Annotated in this window: 9 protein-coding genes; 6 read left to right on the forward strand and 3 right to left on the reverse strand. The window is 72.2% G+C overall.

Translation table 11 applies throughout. From position 1 onward, the window contains the following. Positions 1 to 60: 60 nt before the first annotated feature. Both ACWGJ2_RS20425 and ACWGJ2_RS20430 read right to left on the reverse strand, forming a co-directional pair. Complete coding sequence (locus tag ACWGJ2_RS20425) at positions 61 to 714, reverse strand: CatB-related O-acetyltransferase (protein ID WP_453347548.1); 654 nt, start codon at positions 712 to 714, stop codon at positions 61 to 63. Between the two features lie 101 nt (positions 715 to 815). Then, positions 816 to 1,556 (reverse strand): Clp protease N-terminal domain-containing protein, encoded by a 741-nt coding sequence (locus tag ACWGJ2_RS20430; RefSeq protein WP_453347549.1) that lies wholly within the window; start codon positions 1,554 to 1,556, stop codon positions 816 to 818. A 225-nt stretch (positions 1,557 to 1,781) separates the two neighbouring features. Here ACWGJ2_RS20430 and ACWGJ2_RS20435 point away from each other — a divergent pair, with 225 nt between their 5' ends. From ACWGJ2_RS20435 to ACWGJ2_RS20450, 4 genes are all read left to right on the forward strand, one after another. Beyond that, positions 1,782 to 2,594: an amidohydrolase family protein gene (locus tag ACWGJ2_RS20435; protein WP_453347550.1), complete on the forward strand. Its 813-nt coding sequence runs from the start codon at positions 1,782 to 1,784 to the stop codon at positions 2,592 to 2,594. Positions 2,595 to 2,918: 324 nt separating this feature from the next. After that, a complete protein-coding gene (locus tag ACWGJ2_RS20440; RefSeq protein WP_453347551.1) occupies positions 2,919 to 3,344 on the forward strand; it encodes a DUF3662 domain-containing protein in 426 nt (141 codons plus the stop codon). A 356-nt stretch (positions 3,345 to 3,700) separates the two neighbouring features. Then, the gene (locus ACWGJ2_RS20445) at positions 3,701 to 6,853 is read left to right on the forward strand and encodes an AfsR/SARP family transcriptional regulator (RefSeq protein WP_453347552.1); all 3,153 of its coding nucleotides are present in this window, start codon (positions 3,701 to 3,703) and stop codon (positions 6,851 to 6,853) included. Between the two features lie 261 nt (positions 6,854 to 7,114). Then, on the forward strand, positions 7,115 to 9,076 hold the full coding sequence (locus tag ACWGJ2_RS20450; protein ID WP_453347553.1) for a hypothetical protein: 1,962 nt from the start codon (positions 7,115 to 7,117) through the stop codon (positions 9,074 to 9,076). Between the two features lie 41 nt (positions 9,077 to 9,117). Here the strand turns inward: ACWGJ2_RS20450 and ACWGJ2_RS20455 are convergent, their stop codons facing one another. Further along, positions 9,118 to 10,812, reverse strand: coding sequence for a PucR family transcriptional regulator (locus ACWGJ2_RS20455; protein ID WP_453347554.1), 1,695 nt, complete (start codon positions 10,810 to 10,812; stop codon positions 9,118 to 9,120). A 175-nt stretch (positions 10,813 to 10,987) separates the two neighbouring features. Here ACWGJ2_RS20455 and ACWGJ2_RS20460 point away from each other — a divergent pair, with 175 nt between their 5' ends. Together ACWGJ2_RS20460 and ACWGJ2_RS20465 are read left to right on the forward strand one after the other, a co-directional pair. After that, positions 10,988 to 12,496 carry a CoA-acylating methylmalonate-semialdehyde dehydrogenase gene (locus ACWGJ2_RS20460; RefSeq protein WP_453347555.1) on the forward strand — a complete coding sequence of 503 codons (1,509 nt, stop codon included), beginning with the start codon at positions 10,988 to 10,990 and terminating at the stop codon, positions 12,494 to 12,496. 15 nt (positions 12,497 to 12,511) lie between these two features. Further along, positions 12,512 to 13,894: an aminotransferase class III-fold pyridoxal phosphate-dependent enzyme gene (locus tag ACWGJ2_RS20465; protein WP_453347556.1), complete on the forward strand. Its 1,383-nt coding sequence runs from the start codon at positions 12,512 to 12,514 to the stop codon at positions 13,892 to 13,894. Positions 13,895 to 14,102: the final 208 nt, after the last annotated feature.

The raw sequence follows: 14,102 nt of genomic DNA on the forward strand, positions 1-14,102 counted from the left end.
AACAGATGTCAGGTATCAAGTATCAGATAACAGATTCTGCAATCTGTTACTTGTCGCCTGTCACCCGCCCGGCGCGACCGCCTCCAGTTCGTCCACCGTGCCGGACATGACGACCCGCAGGTGCTCGGTGAGGTGCTCGACGGGCCAGTCCCACCAGGCGATGTCCAGGAGGCGGGCGATGTCCGCGTCGCTGTAGCGCCTCCGGAGGAGCTTGGCCGGGTTGCCGCCGACGATGCCGTAGTCGGGCACGTCGTCCACGACCACGGAGCCGGAGGCGATGACGGCGCCGTGCCCGATGCGGACGCCGGGCATCACCATGGTGTCGTAGCCGAACCAGACGTCGTTGCCGACGACGGTGTCGCCCCGCCCCGGCAGCCCCGTGATGAGGTCGAAGTGCTCGGCCCAGGAGCCGCCCATGATGGGGAACGGGAAGGTGGAGGGGCCGTCCATGCGGTGGTTGGCACCGTTCATGAGGAACCGCGTCCCGGTGCCCAGCGCGCAGAACTTGCCGATGACCAGTTTTTCCGGGCCGTAGTGGTAGAGGACGTTGCGGGTCTCGAACGCGGTCGCGTCGTCCGGGTCGTCGTAGTACGAGAACTCCCCGGCCTCGATGAGTTCGGACGTCACCAGCGGCTTGAGCAGGACGACGCGCGGCTGGTCGGGGAAGGGGTGAAGCACCGTCGGGTCGGCGGGAATCGGAGGTGTGGCGGTCACAGGATGTCGCTCTCGGGTAGGGGGCAGAGGACTGATCGTCCCATCGGGCGCCGGGCCTCCCGCGCCCGCGCCCCCTCCCGGCGTTCACCTCGCCGCTGTCGTCACTGCTGTTGCCGGCGGGCCGCGACCGCGGCCACCGCGCGGGTGATGACAGCCTCGGCCTTCTCCTTGTCCACGCCGAGACCCGTCAGCACACCCTGGCCGTCCTCGAGTTCGAGGAGGGCGAGCAGGATGTGCTCGGTCCCGATGTAGTTGTGCCCCATCCGCAGCGCTTCCCTGAAGGTCAGCTCCAGCGCCTTGCGCGACTTCGCGTCGTACGGGATCAGCTCGGGGACCGAGGCGGCGGCCGGGGGCAGCGCGGCGGTCGCGGCCTCCCGGACGGTGTCCAGCGGCACGTCCAGGGCGACGAGCGTCGCCGCCGCGATGGCCTCCGGCTCGGCGAGGAGCCCGAGGACGAGGTGGGCGAGGCCGATCTCGTCGTTGCCCGCCGTGCGGGCCTCGTTCTGCGCCGCCATCAGCACGTTCTTCGCGCGCGGGGTGAAGCGGCTGAACCCCTGGCTCGGGTCGAGGTCCAGCGGCTGGTCGGAGCCCTTGGTGACGAAGCGCTTCTGGGCCGCCTGCTTGGTGACGCCCATGCTCGCGCCGATCTCCGTCCAGGAGGCGCCCGAGCGCCGGGCCTGGTCCACGAAGTGCCCGATGAGGTGGTCGGCGACCTCGCCCAGGTGGTCGGCGGCGATGACCGCGTCGGAGAGCTGGTCGAGGGCGCTGGAATGGACCTTCTTGATGGCCTCGATCAGATCGTCGAGGCGTACGGGGTGGTTCGAGCTTATGGGCTGCGTCATGCGTCAACCATAGGTTGACGCCAGAGGTACCGTCAACCACAAGTTGACGATCGATGGGTCGAAGCCGTTCTTGGGCGCTGGGGCGGTGCCGGGGCTGTTGTGTCCCGCCGGTATTCCGGGCAGCCTGACCGGTGAGCGGCGCGGAACGGTCCGCGCCGCGGGCGCCGTCCCGGCACCCAGGAACGCGGCCGGTGCCGGAGGCCACGTCGGAGGAAGGACCGTCCCGTGCCCGTCATCGACGTATGGGCCCAGCACCCGACACCGCGCTTCAGCGGCCACGAGATGTTCGCGTCGCTGCGCCGCTGGACCGGCGAACCGGCCCTCACGGAGGACCTGCCCGTGGCGCGCACGCTCGCGGCCATGGACGCCGGGGGAGTGGACCAGGCGCTGATCAGCGCCTGGCACGGGCCGGAGGGTGCGCTGATCTCCAACGACGAGGTCGCGGGGTTCGTCGCCCAGGCGCCCGGGAGGCTCTTCGGGGTGGCGTCGGTCGATCTGCGCCGGCCGATGGACGCGGTGCGCGAGCTGCGCCGAGCGGTGCGCGAGCTGGGGTTCAGGGCGCTGCGTGTCGTGCCGTGGCTGTGGGAACTGCCGCCCAACGACCGGCGTTACTATCCGCTCTACGCGGAGTGCGTCGAACTGGGCATCCCGTTCTGCACCCAGGTCGGCCACACGGGCCCGCTGCGCACCTCGGAGACCGGCCGCCCGATCCCGTACCTGGACGACGTGGCACTGGACTTCCCCGAGCTGACCATCGTGGCCGGTCACATCGGCTACCCGTGGACGACCGAGATGATCGCGGTGGCCACCAAGTACCCGAACGTCCACATCGACACCTCGGCCTACACCGTCCGCCGCTACCCCGCCGAACTCGTGACGTATCTGGGCGGGCACGGCAGGCGGAAGGTCCTCTTCGGCACCAACTACCCCATGATCCCCGCCGAGAAGGCCCTCACGGGCTTCGCGGAGCTGGCCCTCGACGAGGAGGCAAGGGACCTCTTCCTCGCGGGGAACGCCCGCAGGGTCTTCGGGCTGTAGCGGCGGGCGCGCGGGAGCCGAAGGGGTCTCGCGCACGCCTCACGGACGGCCGTACGCCGCCCCCCCCGTCACCCTCCCCCTCCTGGGGCCGTCCGCCCCTCCCAGGCCGTCCGCGGGCGGGTCACCGTCGTACGCCGTCCCCGTAACAGGGGAGCCACAGGGGGCCGGACGGCCCAGGGGGTGCGTGTCCCCGCGGCCCCTCGCGCTGTTGGAGCGTGCGGAAGCCGGGCGGCGGGAAACGGCGCTGACGGAACGTCACAGCACGGGCCCGCCGGACGGTGGACACACCGGACACACGGCGAGGGACAGCGGAGGGAGACGGCGATGATCGCGAGCATCGAACGCGCCATGGAGCGGTGGACGGCCACCTTGTGGGCCGCCGTCCGTCGCGAGAAGGAGAAGCCGATCGAGGTGGTGGCCGGGCTGCTGCGCGCCTGCGACGAGAACGCGGTGATCGTGGGCCGGGGCCGCACCGTGGTCCCCAACCACTTCACGATCGAGCTGCCGCGCGAGAGCTACCGCGAACTCGACGGCCACGCGGAGGTGCTGGCCGAGCGGCTGGCCACCCGGATCCGGCAGTACGCGGCGGAGCGGCACTACACCTTCGCAGGGCCCGTACGGGTGCGGCTGCGGGGCTACGGCGGAGCGGGCAGCGGCTTCCGCTACCGCATCCGCAGCCACATCGACCCCACCCGGCCGCCCGCGCGCACCGACGACCTGACCCGCGCCCTGCCGGCGGTGACCGTCTGACGCGCCGGTCCGGCGCCCGCATCCGTTCTTCCCGCGCACCCTGCTCTGTGACGCGCCCGGTCTTCCCGCGCCCCGGCTTGCGACGCGCCCGGCCTTCCGGCGCACCGTGTCCCCTGGACCCGTCCCTGGGCCTCGGGGCCCAGGTCCCCGACGGCGTCCCCCGGACGCCGCGTGCGCCGGAAGGCCACGCGGGAGCGTGGCCGTGCCGCCTCCCCGGCGAGCGGCACGGTCACGCTCCCCCCCCGTGCTGAAGACTTTGACGGTCCAACGTTGGACGAACCTTGAAGAGACCTTGAATCCCCTGTTCACAGCGCCTTTGCTGAGGTTAGGGTGCCGCAGCGGAGGGTGGGCGCGTGATGGCGGTGGAGTTCGTGGTGTTCGGCCACGTCGAGGCGCGTATCGACGGAGAACCGGTCGATCTGGGACACGTGCGGCAGCGGTGTGTCCTGGCCGCGCTGCTGGCCGACGTCAACCGCCCGGTGCCCGTGGGCCGTCTCGTCGACCGCGTATGGGGGGACCGGCCGCCGCGACGGCCGCAGGGCACCCTCTACAGCTATCTCTCCCGGCTGCGCCAGGCGCTGGCCCCCGCCGCGGACGAGGCGCGGCTCGCCCGGCGGCACGGCGGCTACCTCGTCGAGGCGGACCCCACGTCCGTGGACCTGCACCGGTTCCGCCACCTCGTCGGGGCGGCACGCGCGGCCGACGAGGTGGCCGAGGCCGCGGCGCTGTTCGAGCGCGCGCTCGGCCTGTGGCGCGGCGACGCCTTCGCGGCGCTCGACACCCCGTGGTTCCACTCCTTACGGGAGACGGCGCGCGGCGAGAGGTTCGCGGCGGAACTGGACCTGGGCGAGGCGCGCTTACGGCTCGGTCAGCACGCCGGACTGGTCGCTGAGCTGCCCGCCCGCGTGCGGGCCCATCCGCTGGACGAGCGGCTCGCGGCGCAGTTCATGCTCGCGCTGTACCGGGGCGGGCGGCCCGCCGAGGCCCTCGCCCACTACCAGCGGGTGCGGGAACGGCTCGCGGAGGAGCTGGGGACCGACCCGAGCCCGGCGCTGCGGACGCTGCACCAGCGGATCCTCACCAACGACCCCGCGCTGGACCCACCGGGCACACCGGGCACACCGGTCCCACCTGACTCCCTGACGCCCCGGGCGGGGCAAGCGGCGGAGGAGCCCGGGGAGCACGGGGAGTCCGAAGAGCCCGGCGCCGAGGACCGCGAGGGGGTGCGAGTGGGGGCGGAGGCGGGGGCGGCTGAGCGGGGCGGCACGGACACGTCACCGGGCGCGACCGAGGCGCCCGTCCCGCCCACGGTCCCCGTGGCCGTACCGCGCCAACTGCCCCCGCCCATGCCGCTGTTCGTCGGGAGAGCCCCCCGGCTGGCCGAACTCGACAAGGCACTGGGCGGCGAGGGCGCGTCCGGCGGTGCGATGCCCCTCGCCGTCGTCGGCGGTACCGGCGGCATCGGCAAGACGTGGCTCGCCGTCCACTGGGCGCACCAGAACGCCGCCGCGTTCCCCGACGGGCAGCTCTACGCCGACCTGCGCGGCTTCGCCGTCGCGGCGGAACCGGTGCCACCGGAGGATGTGCTGCTGAGCTTTCTGCACGCACTCGGCGTGGCGGCGGCGGCCGTGCCGGTGGACCTGCCCAGCAGGGCGGCGCTCTTCCGGAGCCTGGCGGCCGGGAAGCGGATGCTGATCGTCCTCGACAACGCCCGCGACACCGGACAGGTCCTGCCGCTGCTGCCGGGGACCGCCGCCTCCACGGTGCTGGTCACGAGCAGGAACCAGCTCACGGGCCTGATCACCGCGCACGGGGCACGCGCTGTGCCCCTGGACACGCTGACCGAGGCCGAGGCACGGGAACTGCTGGTCCGGTACATCGGCGCCGAGCGGGCGGCGGCGGAGCCGGGTGCCGTCGCGGCGCTGACCGACCACTGCGCGGGCCTGCCCCTGGCCGTCAGCCTCGTCGCCGCCCGCGCCACGACCCACCCGGACTTCCCCCTCGCCGTGCTGGCCGGTGAACTCCGCAGCCGGTCAGCGCGGCTCGACGCGCTCGACGCGCACGACTTCACCGCCGACTTGCGCGCCGTCTTCTCCACCTCCTACCGCGCGCTCCAGCCCTCGGCGGCCCGCGTGTTCGGGCTGCTCGGGCAGGCCCCCGGCCCCGACATCGGGCTGGCCGCCGCCACGGCGCTGACGGGGCTGACCGCCGCGTCGACGCGCTCGCTCCTGCGCGGACTGGAGGCGGCGCACCTGCTCCAGGAACACGCGCCGGGCCGCTACCGCATGCACGAACTCGTCCGTCTCTACGCCTCCGAGCGCGGCGAACACGACCTGACGCGGCCCGACCGCGAAGCGGCACTCGCCCGCCTCGTCTCCTGCTACGCCGACACCGCACACGCGGCCGACCGGCTGCTGTCCCCGCAGCGCACGCCGATCGACCGGACGCCGATCGACCGGACGCCCCCGGCGGTGCTCCCCGCACCCCAGCCGCTCGCCGACGCGGCAGCCGCCATGGCGTGGTTCGAGACGGAGCACGCCTGCCTCCTCGACATCCACCGCTTCGCCGTCGAGCGGGGACGCGCCCAGCGGCGGCCGTCGGAAGGGCCGGAGGGTACGGAGGGCAGCGGGCACGGTCCCGGCCGCCCGTCCCCGGAGCCCGACGGGTCCGACGGGTGGTACGGGAACGCATGGCGGCTGGCCTGGTCCCTGGACACCTTCGAGTGGCGAAGGGGCCGCCACAACGACCGTGTCACCGTGCTGGGCGCCACCCTCGCCACCCCTGACGCGCTCGGCGACCCGGCGGACAGGGCCCTGGCCCACCGGCTCCTCGGCCGCGCGCACGTCCCCCTCGGACAGCACACCGAGGCACTGGACCAACTGCACCGCGCCCTCGCGCTCTACGCCGCGGCCCACGACGCCTCGGGCCAGGCCCAGACGAACCTCAACCTGGCCCTCGCCTGGGAACACCGGGGCGACGACCGCAGAGCGCTGTCCCACGCCGTCGCGAACCTCCGTATCCGCAGGGTGCTCGACGAGCCGCTGCGGGAGGCGGAGGCGCTGAACGCGGTCGGCTGGTATCTGGCCAGGCTCGGGCGCCACGGCTACGCGCGGTACTACTGCGAACAGGCCCTCGCGCTGTGCCGCGGGCTCGGCTACCGCGAGGGCGAGGCGTTCACCCAGGACAGCCTCGGCTACCTCGCCCACCGCAGCGGCGCGCACGCCCAGGCACTGGAGCACTACCAGCAGGCCCTCGCCCTGCGCCGCGAACTCGGCGACACCTACGAGGAGGCGGACGCGCTGGCCTGCCTGGGCGACGTCCACCACGCCATGGGCCACGCCGCGCCAGCCCGGGACGCCTGGCAGCAGGCCCTCACCCTCTACCGCGCCCAGCACCGCCCCCTCCAGGCGTCCCGCCTGGAGGGAGAACTGCGCTCCTCGGGCGACGACCAGGCCACTTCCGGACGCGGTGGGCGCGGCGGACGGGGCGGACGCGCGAGCCGTGCGTGATGCCGCCGAGCGCGGTACGGCGCCGTCGCGGGGTGCCTTGCGCCCACTGACCATGGCCCAATGGGGCATCGGGTTCACCACTTTCACGGGAAGCGGAGCCCCTCGCGCTTCTCATCACGGCTTCGGCGCTGTTTTCTCGTACTGGACATGTGACGCTCAGCAGGGGCCTGGACGGACACTCGGCCAATCCGAATCGCCAATGAGCCCCGCTCCGCGCCGTGCTCAGATGTTCGAATTGCGTCCGCTTGCCGGGAGACTCGCATGGACTTTCCCAGCCACCTCGCCCTCACTCCCAATACAGACATCATCCTCTGTCACAGCCCTCGCACCGTCGAGGGCACCTGCACCTGTGGTGGCGGGCAATCCGACCCCGTCCCCGCCACTGGCTTTCGTCCCGGAGCCGACCTCAGCGACTATCTCGCCGACCGGGGCATGCCCTACTGCGCACGCGCCACCGCGGACGCCACCTGGAACGTGTGCACCGCCCCCCGCACGCCCTACCAGCACAATGCCGCTCACCCCGCCCCTCTCCGTCTGAACTCCCCGCGTGCCACATCCCGCCGCGTCCGCCTTCTCCGAGCCGAACTCCCCCAGCAGTTCACCACCTACGGCAGCGACACGGGACACGCAGAGGCTCTGGCCACCCACACCCGCCTCGTCCTGGATTTCGTCACCCAATCCACCACCAGCACGGTCACCCCCACCTTCCCTCACACCCCGATCACTCCCGCCGTCCACGGCGCACTCGCCGCTGCCGTCAGTAACGACCCCCACGCCGCCTACGCTCTGGTCTGCGTCGCCGACAGCTGCGCCCGCCTGAGCCAAAGCCTCGGTGGGCTCCTCGGACACCCTGAGGCATCCTCCGGCGACCTTGGCCTGAAAGGCGTCGTCTGCGGACCTGCCCACCCCAAAGCCCTCGCCGAAGTCGCACTGCTGCCCCCTGCTGCGCGCGACGTCCTGGAAAAACGTGACGGCACCCTCGTCCCCGGCGGACCGTGGGCCCATGTCGCCGAGGACCATCGGCTGAGCAATGTCTACGCCGCTCCCAACGTTTCCTGCGGCATCTTGTTCACCCAGCTCCTGATACGCGGCGACGACCTCTGTAGCACCGACCTGGCCACCACGCACGACGAATTCTTCTACTACGAACACAATTTCGCCCGCATGACCGGTACCACTACCGGGGGCCAGTGGTACACCGCCTGGTGGCAAGCCCTGCACGAAAGCCTGCTTCATCCTCCGGTCGCGCAACGCGCCATCTTCGCGGCCATCGGCAGTCTCTACACCGCCTACAAGACCCATCTGGAAATGGCCGTTCAGGAAGCCGGTCTCGGTGACGCCGCGACCCACCGCATGCTGGACCAGAGCCGTGAAGGGTTTCTCCGCCAGCAACTCGCAGACTCAGGCGTCCTCGGCTACCTCCCCCAGGAGAACCACCACACCGGCAGCCCCCGCCAAACCGCCTGGGACCTCTCCATGACCGGACCCGGCACCGACGTCATCGACACCGGGCGGGACATCGCGGGCTCCGCCGAGCTCGGCACCTCCATGCCCCAACTCGCCGAAGGCCGTATGAACGGCGACCAACTGGCCCAGGTCTACGCCCGCCTTTGCGCCGTCATGGACGATGCCACCTTGCGTGATGACCTTGGCTGCACCTCCGTTCTCCTCGCCGATCTCAACGTCTGGCACCTCAGCAATCAACGCCACCCCATCCTGGAAATGATGCTCATCGGCCGTCACGCCACGTCCGATCTCTACTTCTCGCCTGCCCCTCTGGAGAGCTACTGGGACGAAGCTCTCCGCATGACCGGAACCCCTACGTTGCCCGGCCCGGCGAAATGCGCTCCTCTGACCGTCACTCACGACAACTCGCTCGTCACAGTCACCCCCTGCCTCGTCTTCCAATCCATCCTTGATCGTCTCGGCCCTGTCCGTAACAACGCCCTTGCTCTCATCGACCGCATCTTCGGCTTCATCGATCGCCACACGCTGGACGACATAGGCACCTTCGACCCGCTCCGATCCGAGCTGGCGGCGCACTTCATGGCCATCGCTCTCGACGGACCGACCGAAGCGGGACGCCACTTCGTATGCCATCTGTCCCACCACGCTTGGACGGTCGAACGCTTCTGTGAGATGGCCATGCAGGGCAACTACGCCTTCTACGCCAACCAGCCCTACATCGGCTGCGACCGCTCCGACCGCCCCGTCATCGAGTAGGCATTACCGCCCGTTACTGCGGGGGCGCCCCGCGGTACGGCTCAGCGCGCGTCCACGACCATCAGCGCCGTGTGCAGAGAAGTACGGGACTCGGGTGAGGTGAGGGAGGCGCCGAGGACCCGTTCGACGGTGTGGAGCCGCGCGTACAGGGTGGGGCGGCTCAGGCCCGTGCGGCGGGCCGTTGCGGTCTTGGAGCCGCCGCACTCCAGGTACGTCCGCAGCAGGGTCAGCAGATCCTCGCCGGTGCGGGCGTCGTGGTCGAGGAGGCGGCCCAGCTCGGTCTCCGCGAACGCCTGCACCCGGTGGTCGTCGCGCAGCAGTGCCACCAGGCCGCGCAGCCGTACGTCGGCCGAGCGGTAGAGCCGCGCGGCCTCGGGCATGGTGAGCCCGACCTCCGCGACGTGGTCCGCCTCTGCCAGCCCCCGCGCCGCGGCGACGAGGCTCGGCGAGGCGGGGGCCGTGCCCGCGACCCAGGCGCCGGTGCCGTCATGTACGCGCAGCCGCTCGCGCAGCCCCCTGCACACCTCGCCGAGTGCGGCGTCGGCGCCCACGGGGTCGGGGCACGACATCACCACGGAGACCGCGCCCTTGCGGCGGATCGAGACCAGTGCGGTGTGGCCCGCTGCGGCGACGGCCTGACGGGTCGCTTCGAGGAGGCGCCGGTCGCGTTCGCCCTGGGCCAGTTCACCCTGGCCCTGTGCCCCGGCGGACGCCGGCCGTCCCGGGGCGGGCGCGCGGATGACGAGGGGGACGTAGCGGGCGCTCGCCGCCAGACCGAGGGCGCCCGCGCGGGCGACGGCTTCCGCGTCGTCTGCCACGCGCCCGCTCAGGAGATCGTCGAGGAGGCCGCCGAGGGCGTGGACGACGAGCGCGTCGCGTTCCTGCTGAATCATCCGGTGCAGTTGCAGCGACTGCGCAGCGCGCTCCAGCACCATGCGGACGCGTGACGCGTCCCGCGCACCGGCCCGCGTCCCGGATCCGACGTGTCCGGCGCCCGCCTCGGACCCGTCCGCTCCGCCCCCGTCGACGGGCAGCACCAGCCGCCCCCAGCGGTCTGCCCCGACCCCCAGCCGTACCGAGGACCACGCGGCGGCCGGTTCAGGGCCCGCGCCGTCCTGGGCGTCGTGGCGGCGGGAGCGTTCGGCCCACCGGTCCAGCAGCCGTGCCGTCGGCGTGCCCGCCGCGCAGAAGGCGAGCACGCGGCGGCTCAGATCCTCCAGGACGAGCGGCGCCCCGAGGATCTGCGAGGCGCGTGTGACGATGTCCTCGGTCGAGGCGCGGGCGATGTTGAGCGAGGTGAACACCTCGTGCGTGGTCCGGGCGAACTCCACCTCCTCGTACTGATCGGCGACGATCAGCCGGTGCACCTGCTCCGTCACCTCCACGAACCGGATCTCGGCGCCGAGCACCACCACAGGCAGCCCCGCCTCGTCCGCCCAGGCGCCGAGGCGGTCGGGCGGCGCGCTGAGGTGGGTGCCCAGCTCGACCACGAGCCCCGCGACCCGCCGCTCGCCCAGCATCCGCAGATAGCGGGACGCGCCTTCGGCGTCGCCCGCCAGGGGCAGGCCCGTGCTCATCACCAGCTCGCCCCCCTCCAGCAGGTGCGTGAGGTCGGTGGACTCGCTGACGTGCACCCAGCGCACCGGGCGGTCCAGGTGGCGGTGGCCGCCGGCCACGCGGGGCCTGCCCGCGGCCAGGACGGGGAGCGCGAGCACTTCGCGGACGGTCGGGATCATCGACACAGTGTAAAGAATTATCCGCTTCCCACTACAGAACGTCGGCCAGGGTCCTGGCATCCTCGCAGGTGAGGGGGCTGAGGAGAGGTCCGCGAGCCCTAGAGGTACCGGCGAGGCTCCGTCGGCCCCCGCCCACCACAGCTCATCCCGATCATCCGAAGGCGAGGAATCCGCGGTGCCCGAGACCGGTCAGTCGTCGCACATCGTCCACTGGGTCGACAACAAGAGGTATTCCGGCACGAGCGGCCGTACCGCTCCGGTGACCAACCCGGCGACCGGGCGCGTGACCGGCGAGGTGGCGCTGGCAGCGGGCGAGGAAGCGCGTGCCGTGATCGAGTCGGCAGCGGCGGCCTTCCCCGCCTGGCGCGACACGTCCCTCGCGAAGCGCACAGCCGTCATGTTCCGCTTCCGGGAGCTGCTCAACGAGCGCAAGGACGAGCTGGCCGCGCTCATCACCAGCGAGCACGGCAAGGTGCTCTCCGACGCGCTCGGCGAGGTCACCAGGGGCCAGGAGGTCGTGGAGTTCGCCTGCGGCATCCCGCACCTGCTCAAGGGCGGCTTCACGGAGAACGCCTCGACGGGCGTGGACGCGTTCTCCACCCGGCAGCCGCTGGGGACGGTCGGCATCATCGCGCCGTTCAACTTCCCGGCCATGGTGCCCATGTGGTTCTTTCCCGTCGCCATCGCGGCCGGGAACACCGTGGTGCTCAAGCCCAGCGAGAAGGACCCCTCGGCCGCGCTGTGGATCGCGGAGCTGTGGGCCGAGGCGGGGCTGCCCGACGGGGTCTTCAACGTGCTCCAGGGCGACAAGGAAGCGGTCGACGAACTGCTCACCCACAAGGCCGTCAAGGCGGTCAGCTTCGTGGGCTCCACCCCGATCGCGCGGCACGTCTACGCCACCGGCACCGCCAACGGCAAGCGGGTGCAGGCACTCGGCGGAGCGAAGAACCACGCCCTCGTGCTGCCCGACGCGGACCTCGACCTGGCGGCCGACGCCATGGTCAACGCGGGCTTCGGCTCGGCCGGAGAGCGCTGCATGGCGATCTCGGCGGTCGTCGCGGTCGGTGGCATCGCCGACGAGCTGGTCGGGAAGATCGCCGAGCGGGCCAGGACGCTGCGCACGGGCGACGGCACCCGCGGCTGCGACATGGGCCCGCTGGTGACCGCAGCGCACCGCGACCGGGTGGCCTCGTACGTCGACCAGGCAGAGGCGGACGGCGCGACGGTCGTCGTCGACGGCCGCACCGTGCGCCCCGACGGCGGCGAGGACGGCTTCTGGCTCGGCCCCACCCTGCTCGACGGCGTCGGCACCGGCATGAGCTGCTACACCGACGAGATCTTCGGCCCGGTGCTCTCCGTGCTCCGCGTCGAGACCTACGAGGAGGGGCTGGACCTGATCAACTCCAACCCCTACGGCAACGGCACCGCCGTCTTCACCAACGACGGCGGCGCGGCCCGGCGGTTCCGGAACGAGGTCGAGGTCGGCATGGTCGGCATCAACGTGCCGATCCCCGTGCCCATGGCGTACTACAGCTTCGGCGGCTGGAAGGACTCCCTCTTCGGCGACACCCACGCGCACGGCACGGAGGGCGTGCACTTCTTCACCCGGGGCAAGGCCGTCACCACCCGCTGGCTCGACCCCAGCCACGGCGGCCTCAACCTCGGCTTCCCGCAGAACGCCTGAGAGGGGGCACCACCGATGACACTCACCGATCCCACGTCCCCCTCGGCTCCGGGGGCGCTGCCCGACGACCCCGCCAGGACGTACGCGCTCGACCGCCGCCACGTCTTCCACTCCTGGTCGGCGCAGGCCGCGCTCGACCCGATGGTCATCACCCGCGCCGAGGGCTCCTACGTCTGGGACGGGGACGGCAACAGGCTGCTCGACTTCTCCTCCCAACTGGTCAACACCAACGTGGGCCACCAGCACCCCGACGTCGTCGAGGCCATCGCCGCGCAGGCCCGCCGCCTCGCGACGGTCGCCCCGCAGCACGCCAACGACCAGCGCTCCGAGGCGGCGCGGCTGATCGCCGAGCACGCGCCCGGCGACCTGGACCGCACGTTCTTCACCAACGGCGGCGCCGACGCCAACGAACACGCCGTCCGCATGGCCCGCCTCGTCACGGGCCGCCCCAAGGTGCTCAGCCGCTACCGCTCGTACCACGGCGGCACGCAGACGGCCGTCAACCTTACCGGCGACCCCCGGCGCTGGCCGAACGACGAGGGCACCGCGGGGGTCGTGCACTTCTTCGGCCCGTACCTGTACCGCAGCCACTTCGGCGCCGCCGACGAGGCCGAGGAGTGCGGGCGCGCGCTCGCGCACCTGGAGCAGGTCATCGAACTGGAGGGCCCCGGCACCATCGCGGCGATCCTCCTGGAGGCGATCCCCGGCACCGCGGGCGTCATGCTGCCCCCGCCCGGCTACCTCGCGGGCGTGCGGGAGCTGTGCGACCGGTACGGCATCCTCCTCGTCCTCGACGAGGTCATGACCGGATTCGGCCGCACGGGCGCGTGGTTCGCCTCCGGCGACGAGGGCGTGGTCCCGGACCTGCTGACCTTCGCCAAGGGCGTGAACTCCGGCTATGTGCCGCTCGGCGGCGTCGTGATGGGGGAGCGGGTAGCAGGACACTTCGCCGACCGCCCCTACCCCGGCGGGCTCACCTACTCGGGGCATCCGCTGGCGTGCGCGGCGGCCGTCGCCGCCATGACCGTCATGGAGCGGGACGGCGTGGTCGAGCATGCGCGTCGCGTCGGCGCCGAGGTCATCGGACCGGAACTCGACCGGCTCGCGCGGCGGCACCCCAGCGTGGGCGAGGTGCGCGGGCGCGGCGTCTTCTGGGCCGTCGAGCTGGTCACCGACCGCGCGTCGCGCACCCCCGTAGCCCCGACGGGCGGGAGCAGCCCGGTCATGGCCGAGGCGGTCGCCACCGCGAAGTCCCTGGGCCTGCTGCCCTTCACCAACTCGAACCGCATCCACGTCGTCCCGCCCTGCACGGTCAGCGACGACGAGGCACGGGAAGGGCTCGGCATCCTCGACCGCGTCCTGAGCCGGGTGGACGCGCTGGTGGCGGCGGAGTCGTAGCGGAGCTGTAGGGAGGGGAGGGGAGGGGAGGGACGGGCGACCGTCCGGCCCCCGTCCCTCCCCTTCCTGCCGCGTCCCGCCTCGTCGGCCGCCCCGCGCAGGGGCCGGACGTGGACGGCCTCCCCCCGTTGTGAGCGCCGGGAGAAGACGGCGGACGTACGCTGGAGCGGGAAAGCACCCCGCAAGCGGAGTAGCCGCGCCCGGCACC

Source organism: Streptomyces sp. NPDC054796, assembly GCF_053611545.1.

Bases quoted from the DNA above. Each gene is read 5' to 3' on its own strand.
- ACWGJ2_RS20450 (WP_453347553.1), top strand. From the start codon at position 7,115: ATGGACTTTCCCAGCCACCTCGCCCTCACTCCCAATACAGACATCATC.
- ACWGJ2_RS20455 (WP_453347554.1), bottom strand. From the start codon at position 10,812: ATGATCCCGACCGTCCGCGAAGTGCTCGCGCTCCCCGTCCTGGCCGCG.
- ACWGJ2_RS20440 (WP_453347551.1), top strand. From the start codon at position 2,919: ATGATCGCGAGCATCGAACGCGCCATGGAGCGGTGGACGGCCACCTTG.
- ACWGJ2_RS20445 (WP_453347552.1), top strand. From the start codon at position 3,701: ATGGCGGTGGAGTTCGTGGTGTTCGGCCACGTCGAGGCGCGTATCGAC.
- ACWGJ2_RS20465 (WP_453347556.1), top strand. From the start codon at position 12,512: ATGACACTCACCGATCCCACGTCCCCCTCGGCTCCGGGGGCGCTGCCC.
- ACWGJ2_RS20430 (WP_453347549.1), bottom strand. From the start codon at position 1,556: ATGACGCAGCCCATAAGCTCGAACCACCCCGTACGCCTCGACGATCTG.